The following is a 10947-nucleotide window of genomic DNA, read 5'->3' as shown; positions in this document are numbered from 1 at the left end:
ACCACCAATTTGATCCAATTGCTCTTGTAGTTCTGTTTTACCAGTACTGTCTGGCAACTGATCAATCTTGTCTTTAGCTTCTTGCTTAGCGTCTTCTAATGCTTTATTAGCATCGATGATGGTTTGTTGTTCTTCAGGTGTGATAACACCGTCTTTTTGCGCATCTTCAAGCGCATCTTTGGCTGCTTGTTCTGCGTCTTTGGCTTTATCAATGGCGTCTTGTACTTGCTGGGCAAGGGTGTCGTCTAAGCCGTCACCGTCTTTGTCGGTGACTTCAGGCACATTGACACCATTACCAATCTCATCTAACTGGCTTTGTAGATTATCTTTGCTTGCGCTTTCTGGCAGCTCATTGATCTTATCTTGCGCTTCTTGCTTCGCATCTTCTAGCGCTTTATTAGCCTCTTCAATCGCTTGCTGTTCTTCAGGCGTGATAACGCCATCTTTATTAGCCTCATCAAGTGCGTCCTGTGCGTCTTTTTCTGCTTGCTGGGCTTTATCAATCGCATCTTGGGCGTCTTGAACAGCGATATCATCGCTATCTTTGTCGGTGATTTCTGGCACATTAACCCCATCTACATTGCCCAAACGATCTTGTAGACCTTCTTTATCTTTACTTGGGTCAAGCTTGTTGATGGCGTCTTGAGCCTCTTTTTTAGCATCTTCAACTTTTTTGTTGGCATCGATGATGGTTTGTTGTTCTTCAGGTGTGATAACACCGTCTTTTTCAGCTTGCTCAAGTGCATCCTTCGCTGCTTGTTCTGCATCTTTGGCTTTATCAATCGCATCTTGGGCAACTTGCTCCTTTGAAGTATCAACTGGAGGAACATAACTGCTGCTACTGCTACCACCACTCGCTAAGGCACCACCTACTACTCCAAGACCTGCCAATCCAAACAGCCAAGGCAATGTATCAAAGCCTTCTGACTGTGTTGCACCAACCCACCATGGCGTAACCTGTGCTTGACCACCTAGGGCTTGTCCTTCAATATCACCAGGTAATAGCTCTGTCACATAATTTGTAACTTCACCACTATCAGGGGTGTAATAATAATATTGACCATCTTCAGCCAAGCCAATTAGGGCACTGTCGGCATCCTCATAAAAGCCCTCAATAATCAAATCACTGTCTTGTGAATCATCCTCTAAAGATAGGTGCAAATCATTACCCACACGCTTGGTAACTATATGATTGGGTGCGCGACCAGTTGCTTGATCAACTAGTTCATAATTAACCTTATTCGTCGCTTGGATAACGGTTGGTTGGCCATTTTTTGTCACTACTTGGTGTTCAGCAATGGTTTGCGTTGCGTTATTTACTTTAACAGTAACAGTTTTCATAATAGGGCCTCTAAGCTAAAAATTGAGTCTGATTTCAATAATATTGTTAATTAGTATGAAGTTAGTAATCCAAAAGGTTAAAGCTTTAACAGGATCAGGACATAAATGTGTTTAACTGACTGTTTTAACGTCTAACCCTTACTCATCTTGTTTTTGATAGTTTTTGCCTTGATAGCTTATATCTTGATAATTGGCGCATCTTGATAATAGGCGCTTCCTCTCATTCAAGGTAGGTCATTCAAAGTAGGTTTTTATTACAAACAGATTTATACAAACAAAGCACAATAAATAAAAGACGTGCGCATACCACCTATCAGCCTTTTTTCTGCTAGTTACAAGGCTGGTTAGGCAATAATTGAGTTTAAGTGTTATGTTAAAAAAGGTGTGCTTGATGTATACTACTGTTGATATACTCTTTTCTTTTAAACCTCTTAGTGTATTTAAATATACATATTATAATAATGGATTCATATTTTATATGTATAAGATTTACTTAGAGTTTTTAAGTATTGTAACAATGAACTTAAATTAATTTACAGGAGTTTGTATTTGACTTCCTCCCTCCCTAAAGCATAGGTATCTACAACTTACTAGCAGCATCAGCAAAGTACTTTAGCTTATCAGGGGGATAATGATTAACAAGCTCGGTAAAGTTAAGCCACTGGAACAACCCAGCCATTAGCTAAAGAAAGACTTTATTTCAACAAAACCTCTTAGATTCTGTCTAAATTTAGTTGACCACTACAATCCTGGGGCGGTTCATAATTGGCGATTACTTTTTTAGTCATACTTTGGTATCAATGTGGCTATCTTGGGCAATAGTCAATTTAATAGCGTGGATATGCTTTAAAAAAGATAGGATTAACAATACAACTAAATAGATTGCTCTTCGTGTTTGATACCATAGTACAAACATTAAGGAGTATCACTTATGCACCCTCCCTCTACTAACCCTGAACAAGATAAGAAAAAACAATTACTGCAAAAATACTTGCAAAAGCTCATCGAAAAAGACTCAAACTTATTTTATGCCTCTACCACAGAAATCGCTCACAACCTTCATCCTTTACTAAAAGAACACCTAAATAGGATGTCAGTTGAAGATCAGTTACTGCTTAGAGACCTTACTGTTAGAGATATTGAGATGCTTTTAAGCTTTCACTAAATTACATGTCTTAATTCTTAGGACTTACGCAAAAATATAACTGATAGTGACAGGATATCATTTATTTGCACTGTCTGAAGATAGTAGCAGCAGTTTAATCAGTAATTTGCAGTCGCCTGTAATATCTTAAATACAGTTGTTGACGTAAGTCTTAAAATACTATTTTGAGATTAGGAGTCCATCATGCCCAGCGCCATTACAGATCTAAAGCCCAAGCTTTTGTGGCATTATTTTTACGCCTTAACCCAGATACCACGCCCCTCTCATCAAGAAGATGCGGTACAACAATTTGTGCTAGATGAAGCAAAACGCTTGGGACTTTGGGCCGAACGTGACGCGGTCGGCAACGTGCTGGTGCGCAAACCTGCCAGCCCAGGTATGGAAAACCCGCCTGGCGTTATTTTGCAAAACCATCTGGACATGGTTGCACAAAAAAATGAAGACAGTAATCACAACTTTAGTACCGATCCTATTGATGCCTATATAGATCCCGAGCGTGATAATCAATGGGTTACTGCAAAAGGCACAACGTTAGGCGCTGATAATGGTATCGGAGTAGCATCTGCACTAGCAGTATTGGCTTCTAACGATATCCAACACGGACCACTGGAAGCACTTTTTACTGCGACTGAAGAAACTGGGATGGATGGTGCAAAAGGACTACAACCAAACTGGATTCAGGGTCAGTTATTATTAAATCTTGATACTGAAGAACTTGGTGATATCTGCATCGGCTGTGCTGGTGGTGTGGATGCTACTTTTACCTTACCAATAAGCTGGCAAGCGCCGACAACCCATAAGGCATATCAACTATCCGTCAAAGGTCTAAAAGGGGGACATTCAGGCATAGACATCATTAAGCAAAGAGGCAATGCAGCATTCATCATGACTCGCTTATTAGATAGTGTTAACAAGTACATTGAAGTCGCTGCAATAGATGCAGGAAATCTACGTAACGCTATCCCTCGTGAGGCTCAAGCTGTTTTTGGTAGTGATCTTGATAAGAGTAAGTTAAATCAATTTATTGAAAAAGAAGCTGAAGTTATTCGCCGAGGATTACCTACCGAAGATCGTGGCATAAGTGTCATTTTGAAAACTGCCGACATACCAGAACAAGTGTGGGATAACTCTACGCAAAACACTATTTTAACAGCCATCAGAGTATGTCCTAATGGCGTTGATCGGATGAGCATGGATACACAAGGTGTAGTTGAAACTTCAGTAAATTTAGCCAAAATTGAAACGCAACAAAATCACTTAGAGTTACAACATTTATTACGCTCATTAGATGATGCTGCCCGAGATGATCTGGCTGATCGAATGTCACGTTTATTTCAAGCCTTCGGTGCTAGCGTACAATTAGACGGTGCTTATCCAGGCTGGCAGCCTGCCCCACACTCTGCATTGACTGATTGTGTCATCAAATCAGGGCAAGAGGTGCTTGGATTTGAACCAAATGTCACTGTAATTCATGCTGGATTGGAATGTGGACTTTTGGGACAAAACTACCCACACTGGCAGATGATTTCTTTTGGTCCTACTATCGAGATGCCGCACTCTCCAGATGAGCGAGTAAATATTGAAAGTGTTGAAAAGTTTTGGGACTGGTTACGCCATGTATTAACCTCGTTACAAACGCTTTAACACTCTGCTATCTGTTACTCGCTATGTTAATCTATGCGTATGATTTTCTTGCATATTCCAGATAGAGCTAGATAAATGATATTTAAGAGCTTTTAAAAACACAATCTGCTAAATTGCTATTGATCACATAGGGTAAATACTCAACAGACCTTAGTTTTTAACTTAACTTTTTCTTTACTGATTACAAGGAAATATATGGAGTTTTTAGGCTTTACTATTGACGCTGCAAGCTTAACCGAAAATGGGATACAGCTACTAATCAAACTTGTGCTGGCTGTGATAATTTTTGTCATTGGTCGCTGGCTTGCTAAAAAAATTGTGCGGGTGGCTTATAACATTATGAAACGTAGCCACTTAGAAGATACGGTTTCTATATTTTTAAGTCGCTTGTTATATGGCGTATTGTTGGTGATAGTTATTTTGGCGGCATTAAGTAAAGTCGGTGTACAGACCACATCGGTTGTCGCCATTTTGGGTGGTGCTGCTTTGGCAGTGGGTCTGGCACTAAAAGATCAACTGTCAAACTTTGCTGCAGGTATTTTAATTATCATCTTCCGCCCCTTTGTGCGTGGCGACTATGTCACCATTAGTAGCTATACAGGCACAGTGACTGATATTACTTTAATTAACACCCATATCACCACCACTAACAATCATGATGTCATTATCCCAAACGGTGACATTAGCACCTCTGCTATTATCAACTATACGTCACTGCCCAATCGTCGTGTCGATATTACGGTTGGTATCGGTTATGATGATAATATTAAGACCGCCAAAGAAATACTATTAGCCACTGCAAAAGCCAACTCTTTAGCCTTTACAGATCCTGCACCTATTGTAAGGGTGACTAATTTGGGAGATAACTCCGTTGACTTGACCATCAACGTATGGACCACAAATGATGAGTGGTGGGCAATGCAATGTCAGTTATTAGAAGCGTTTAAAGAAGCACTTGATGATAATAATATTGACATCCCATACCCCCAGCGCAGCATCCATGTTAGCGGTTTGGAACAATTGGCAAATAAAGCGGATAATACAACCGATAAATAAACCTTGAGTGATATATTATTAGCTTAATAAGCTCCCATTGAATACTGCAACACATGCCCTCATAAGCCAAAGCTTGCAGTACAATACAATATCTGTCATCCACTCTCGATCAAAGGGGAATTTTTTATGTCAGACAAATTTATTAAATCAAAAGCAGCCGTTGCCTGGGGACCAAATGAACCGTTAAAAATTGAAGAAGTCGATGTGATGCTACCACGTAAAGGTGAGGTGCTAGTCAAGGTCCTTGCCAGCGGTGTGTGTCATACCGATGCTTATACACTATCTGGTGCAGATCCTGAAGGTGTATTTCCTGCAATTTTGGGTCACGAAGGGGGCGGTATTGTTGAGCAAGTGGGTGAAGGCGTGACCAGCGTTGAGGTCGGTGACCATGTCATTCCTCTTTATACTGCTGAATGTCGTGAATGTAAAATGTGTAAATCTGGCAAAACCAACTTATGCTCTGCGGTACGTGAGACCCAAGGTAAGGGACTGATGCCAGACGGCACCACGCGTTTCTACAAAGACGGTGAGCCAATTTACCATTACATGGGCTGCTCTACCTTCTCTGAATATACAGTATTGCCTGAGATTTCATTGGCCAAAGTTAACAAAGAAGCACCTCTAGAAGAAGTATGCTTACTCGGCTGTGGTGTGACTACAGGTATGGGCGCCGTCATGAATACGGCTAAAGTTGAAGAAGGCTCAACTGTTGCCATCTTTGGTCTTGGTGGTATTGGTCTTGCTGCTATTATTGGGGCAGTTATGGCTGGTGCTAGCCGTATTATCGGTATTGATATCAATGAAAGTAAATTTGAGCTTGCCAAAAAGCTCGGTGCAACCGATTTAATCAATCCAAAAGATTACGACCACCCTATCCAAGATATTATTATCGAGCTTACGGATGGTGGCGTTGACTATTCTTTTGAGTGTATCGGTAACGTAGATGTCATGCGCTCAGCACTTGAGTGCTGCCACAAAGGCTGGGGAGAATCTATCATTATTGGCGTTGCTGGCGCTGGTGAAGAGATTTCTACCCGTCCGTTCCAGTTAGTTACTGGTAGAGTTTGGAAAGGCTCAGCCTTTGGCGGTGTTAAAGGTCGTACTGAGTTACCAGGCTATGTCGAGCGCTACTTAAATGGCGAGATACCATTGCAAGAATTCATTACCCACACCATGCCGCTTGAGGATATCAATGAGGCCTTTGAGTTAATGCATGAAGGTAAGAGTATCCGTAGTGTGATTCATTTTGATGCGTTAAAAGATTAAGGCGAGTGGAATGAATCCGGCTTTACAATTAACTTAACTTGCTGGGCTAAAAGCATCAGCCTGCATAGTTATCAATTAAGATGAAATTGGTATTAAATATTTAAACTAAGGGCTACTTGTAATCACAAGTAGCCCTTAGTTTTTTAGCTCGCTCATTAATAAAAATATTTTTGAAAAACTTAACTCTAATAAGAGAAATTTAACTCACTAAATTAGTAACTTATTTCTTATTTTAGGTGTAAATAGCCACTTATTGATTGTGTATACAGGTTCATATTTAATTAAGGCTTTGACACCCATTTATTATAGGTATAGGATAATTTATAAATGGATTTTTTATAACTGATTTTGTAGAGTCTTTTTTTATGATTTTTTATTAGGGCTTGTTGAACCATCTTTCCTTGAGAGTTCAATTATCCTCAAGACTGAACCTGTCTTAAGGTTACATAGTACATGCTCAACAGACCCTGACTTAAATGAATAAAATGTCTCCTACCAAATGGAATTGTTGGAGAACAATATGCAAGCTAAATATTTTATTTGGTTTCACTTTTTTCTGTGTACCTCCGCTATGGTTTGGCCTGGCGCCTTACTAGCCAATCGTATCGAGCCCTTCGTACTCGGTCTACCTTTCTTTATCTTCTGGTACATCCTATGGATGTTTATATTATTTTTAGGCACATGGATTGCCTATATGAAGATTGAAGGAGGAGGAGTAAATGAATAATACAATGATTATTGTCGGTATCACCATTGTCTATTTAATAAGCATACTTTTTGTGGGTATCAGGGCACGTGGTAACTCTGCTTCGAGTCTAGAAGGTTATGTTGCTGGTGGTCGCCATATGGGCGTACTAGTGCTATTCTTTATCTTAGGTGCTGAGATATTTTCAGCTTTTGCCTTCTTAGGTACACCTGGTTGGTCTTACAAAAACGGTGCACCTGCTCTTTATATTTTAGCTTATCTAGCTTTAGTACCTATTGTTATCTGGACAATGGGCCCTAGGGTCTCTGAGCTTGGTCGTAAACATGGTTATTTAACTCAAGGCGATATGATATCGCATCATTTTAATAGCAAAGCATTAGGTATGCTAGCAGGGGTTATAGGTATTGTTGCGTTAGTGCCTTATTTAACCATCCAGATAGCTGGCGCTGGCATGCTGTTTGAAGCTGCAACAGATGGATTTGTCCCTTATTGGCTCGGTAGCTTATTGGCATTTTTTGTAGTGGCAGCTTATGTATTTACCAGTGGCTTAAGTGGGATTGGTTGGACCAATTTAGTCCAAGGTGTCATGATGATTGTAATCGCTTGGTTCTTAGGACTGGCTATCCCGAAGATACTGTATGGCGGTGTCGGTGAGATGTTCTTAAAGCTCCAAGAGCAAGCCCCTGAATTTTTAACCATGCCTGGTGCAAATGGTATGAATTGGGGGTACTTCTCTACCGCGATATTAATCAGTGCCTTTGGTAGTGCAATGTGGCCTCATCTATTTATGAAGTTTTATGCCACAGACAGCGGAAAGTCCTTACGTAAAGTCAGTGTTTTCTATCCTCTATATGCCTATCTATTAGTGCCACTGTTATTTATTGGTTTCGCTGGTATTCTTGTCTTTAAAGATGCCCCGCTTGAACGTGCAGATACCATATTACTTGAAATGGTCATTAATGTTGTAGAGCTTTCTCCTTGGATTATTGGGCTCATGCTATCTGGTGCATTAGCAGCGGCGATGTCTACAGGCGCTAATTTAGCACATACTTCAGCGGTAATTTTAGTTGAAGATATCCTAAAGCCATTTTGCTTTAAAAATATCAGCGAGAAAGCAAATGTAAATGCTATTAGAGGAAGTGTCATCGTACTTTCTGCTATTTCATATTTATTAGCGCTATTAAATATTAGTTCGCTTGTTATTATCTTATTGACGGCATACGGCATCATTGTACAGATGTTTCCCATGGTTATCGGGGCATTGTTTATGCCACAATTAAGACGACAAAGCGTCATGGCAGGTGCATTACTCGGAACTCTATTGTTTATATTAATGCAATTTAACCTTCTAGGATTAAGCTCACCATTTGGTTGGCATGCTGGTATATGGAGCTTATTATTTAATATTATCATTGTTATAGCATTCCAGAAATTTGGCACTAAACCAGTGGCTAAACTACCTGTTATTCCTGAAGCCTCAGTTTAATACATCTATCGCTTAGACAAAATAGCTTAGAAAAAAGGAACGTTCAATAGTTGATAACATATTTTTAAGATTGTTGATTGAATTATGTGTTTATCGACTTATCATTAAGGGCTTGAAATGAAAATAGCACATTTAAAATTAAACATAAAAACTGAAGTCGATCAAATCTTCTCTAAAACTCAGGACTTATATGAGCATCTTCATGAACATCCTGAATTATCTTTCGATGAATTTAACACTAGTGAACGTTTGGCCAAAGAGCTTAAAAACATTGGTTATAAGGTCACTACTAAGATTGGTAAAACTGGTATCGTCGCAATTCTAGAAAATGGTGAAGGTCCAACAGTGATGTTGCGTGCCGACATGGATGCCTTACCCATTAAAGAAAAAACAGGGCTAGATTATGCCAGTCATAAGGTTTGTCATAAAAACGGAGGCAACACCCCTATCATGCACGCTTGCGGTCATGATTTGCATAGTAGTAGCCTAGTTGGTGCTGCCGAAGTTCTTTACAACTTAAAAGACTCATGGTCAGGCAAATTAATGCTTATATGTCAACCAGCGGAAGAGATATTTGGTGGCTCGAAAGCCATGCTAAAAGATGGCTTATATGAACGCTTTGGTCGTCCAGATATTATTCTCGGTCAGCATAATATGCCAGCTTTAGCTGGTACAATAGGACTCCGATCTGGTGTATCTATGGCGGCTTGCTCAAATATTTCCGTAACAATACATGGCGCTGGTGGTCACGGCTCTATGCCTGAGAATACAGTAGACCCTGTTATTATTGCCGCCCATGTTGTTACTCGCCTGCAAACCATCGTGTCACGTGAGGTACCATCTTATGAAACAGTGGTAGTGACCGTCGGAAAATTACAAGCGGGAACACAAGCCAATATTATTCCACATCACGCAGAGCTTGAGATTAATGTTCGCAGTTTTAATGATGATATTCACAAACAAGTGGTTGATGCCATTTACCGCATTATAAACGCAGAATGTGAAGCCAGTAGATCGCCTAAACCACCTGAAATTGAGATAATGAATGAAACCATTAGCTTAAATAACGACGAAACACTATTTAATGAGGTTCGTCAGGTTTATGCTGAATACTTTGGTGAAGATAATTTATATGAAATGCCAAAATTAAGTGGCAGTGAAGACTTTCCTTATTTAGGCAATGCTAAAGAAGGTGGCTTTGAAGGTCCAGATATCCCAAGTCTTTACTGGCTAATTGGCAGTACACCTAAAGAGCGCTGGGAAGCGACAGAAGGCGAAACCGTCACTGAAAAAATGCGTAATCTGGAGATGCCCCATTCTCCGCATTACTTCCCTGGAAATCCTGTTACTTTACGTACGGGGATTGAAGCCTTAGTTGTAGGTGCTTTGACTTATCTCAAAGATGATACTAACGCTGATTAATAACCAAACTTTTCAAGCTCATTTGACCTATTATTTAGTATTTGTAGTGTTTGCACTCACTTTCTTCAATTTGCACTCACCTTCTTCAATAGTAGGACTTACGCACGAGTAGATATTATGGCAACTGGTAATCATTTATGAATCCTCTGAAGGTAAAGCCAGACGCTCCATAAATAATAACCAGTCGCTTTTAAAGCCTTGAAATCGTATTTTTGCGTAAGTCCTAAATAGGTTAAGTTCCAGATTCGGTATCAGACAGTAACGCCGACCCTCACTCTATACCCTTTCTTGCTTTAAACGTGACATAAACTGCTCCCAAATCGGACTTTTATGTCGCTGTTTGTGCCAAATCATCCACCACACCCTTTTTAAATCAATGCCTTTAATATCAATGGCTATAAGGTTGCCCTGCTCTAAATCAGGCTCAATCACATGTTGCGACAAACAACCAAAACCGATATCAGCTTTAACCATATTTCTAATGGCTTCAGACTGCTGTACTGCCTGTATTACCCCAGCTTCTGGCATATATTGCAACAATCGCTCATCAATCACCTGACGAGTACCCGAGCCAAGCTCACGTACCAGTAATGGTATCTTATACCAATTCCATAAATAAACCTATAAACCAATCCAATCACGAGAAGTTATAGACTGAATGAGCTCGGGCTTGGAACAAAGTCTATTCCAAGCCTTGCAAGCAGCATTAACAATAGCCTCATAACCATCAAAACACCTATTGGATAACCAATGTTGTTTCAAATACGACCACACCTGTTCAGATGGATTTAACTCAGGTGAATAAGGGGGTAATTTAAGCATCGTCACATTATGTAGGTTTAAACTTGGTTGATGCCATAG

General features: G+C 40.0%; 10 protein-coding genes. 7 read left to right on the top strand and 3 right to left on the bottom strand.

Annotated features, from left to right (window positions below; translation table 11 throughout):
• Window positions 1–1341: GA-like domain-containing protein (locus H140_RS0113195; RefSeq protein WP_019674122.1), on the bottom strand; the 1341-nt coding region annotated here is incomplete at its 3' end.
• Window positions 1342–2272: 931 nt separating this feature from the next.
• Here H140_RS0113195 and H140_RS0113185 point away from each other — a divergent pair.
• The 7 genes from H140_RS0113185 to H140_RS0113155 all read left to right on the top strand — a co-directional run bounded on the left by H140_RS0113185 (window position 2273) and on the right by H140_RS0113155 (window position 10086).
• A complete protein-coding gene (locus tag H140_RS0113185; protein WP_019674120.1) occupies window positions 2273–2506 on the top strand; it encodes a hypothetical protein in 234 nt (77 codons plus the stop codon).
• A gap of 183 nt (window positions 2507–2689) precedes the next feature.
• A complete protein-coding gene (locus tag H140_RS0113180) occupies window positions 2690–4150 on the top strand; it encodes an aminoacyl-histidine dipeptidase (protein WP_019674119.1) in 1461 nt (486 codons plus the stop codon).
• A gap of 195 nt (window positions 4151–4345) precedes the next feature.
• Window positions 4346–5206 (top strand): mechanosensitive ion channel family protein, encoded by an 861-nt coding sequence (locus H140_RS0113175; RefSeq protein ID WP_019674118.1) that lies wholly within the window; start codon window positions 4346–4348, stop codon window positions 5204–5206.
• A 126-nt stretch (window positions 5207–5332) separates the two neighbouring features.
• A complete protein-coding gene (locus H140_RS0113170) occupies window positions 5333–6472 on the top strand; it encodes an S-(hydroxymethyl)glutathione dehydrogenase/class III alcohol dehydrogenase (RefSeq protein WP_019674117.1) in 1140 nt (379 codons plus the stop codon).
• A gap of 571 nt (window positions 6473–7043) precedes the next feature.
• Window positions 7044–7199 (top strand): hypothetical protein, encoded by a 156-nt coding sequence (locus H140_RS16080; protein ID WP_167320800.1) that lies wholly within the window; start codon window positions 7044–7046, stop codon window positions 7197–7199.
• Complete coding sequence (locus tag H140_RS0113160) at window positions 7192–8664, top strand: sodium:solute symporter family protein (protein ID WP_019674115.1); 1473 nt, start codon at window positions 7192–7194, stop codon at window positions 8662–8664. The genes H140_RS16080 and H140_RS0113160 overlap by 8 nt, the downstream gene beginning before the upstream one ends.
• 117 nt (window positions 8665–8781) lie before the next feature.
• Complete coding sequence (locus tag H140_RS0113155) at window positions 8782–10086, top strand: amidohydrolase (RefSeq protein WP_019674114.1); 1305 nt, start codon at window positions 8782–8784, stop codon at window positions 10084–10086.
• A 276-nt stretch (window positions 10087–10362) separates the two neighbouring features.
• Here H140_RS0113155 and H140_RS0113150 read toward each other — a convergent pair whose 3' ends face one another.
• Window positions 10363–10674 (bottom strand): LysR substrate-binding domain-containing protein, encoded by a 312-nt coding sequence (locus H140_RS0113150; RefSeq protein ID WP_227672955.1) that lies wholly within the window; start codon window positions 10672–10674, stop codon window positions 10363–10365.
• Window positions 10675–10707: 33 nt separating this feature from the next.
• Window positions 10708–10947, bottom strand: a 240-nt coding sequence (locus H140_RS16570) for a transposase (RefSeq protein WP_019674112.1), incomplete at its 5' end; no start/stop codon positions are given.

This window comes from Psychrobacter lutiphocae DSM 21542, assembly GCF_000382145.1.
Taxonomy (GTDB): domain Bacteria; phylum Pseudomonadota; class Gammaproteobacteria; order Pseudomonadales; family Moraxellaceae; genus Psychrobacter; species Psychrobacter lutiphocae.
Note: the sequence above shows the minus strand (reverse complement) of the source record. Positions and strands in the feature narration are given on the sequence as shown.

Bases quoted from the DNA above. Each gene is read 5' to 3' on its own strand.
- H140_RS0113155 (WP_019674114.1), top strand. From the start codon at position 8,782: ATGAAAATAGCACATTTAAAATTAAACATAAAAACTGAAGTCGATCAA.
- H140_RS0113180 (WP_019674119.1), top strand. From the start codon at position 2,690: ATGCCCAGCGCCATTACAGATCTAAAGCCCAAGCTTTTGTGGCATTAT.
- H140_RS0113175 (WP_019674118.1), top strand. From the start codon at position 4,346: ATGGAGTTTTTAGGCTTTACTATTGACGCTGCAAGCTTAACCGAAAAT.
- H140_RS16080 (WP_167320800.1), top strand. From the start codon at position 7,044: ATGGTTTGGCCTGGCGCCTTACTAGCCAATCGTATCGAGCCCTTCGTA.
- H140_RS0113160 (WP_019674115.1), top strand. From the start codon at position 7,192: ATGAATAATACAATGATTATTGTCGGTATCACCATTGTCTATTTAATA.
- H140_RS0113170 (WP_019674117.1), top strand. From the start codon at position 5,333: ATGTCAGACAAATTTATTAAATCAAAAGCAGCCGTTGCCTGGGGACCA.
- H140_RS0113185 (WP_019674120.1), top strand. From the start codon at position 2,273: ATGCACCCTCCCTCTACTAACCCTGAACAAGATAAGAAAAAACAATTA.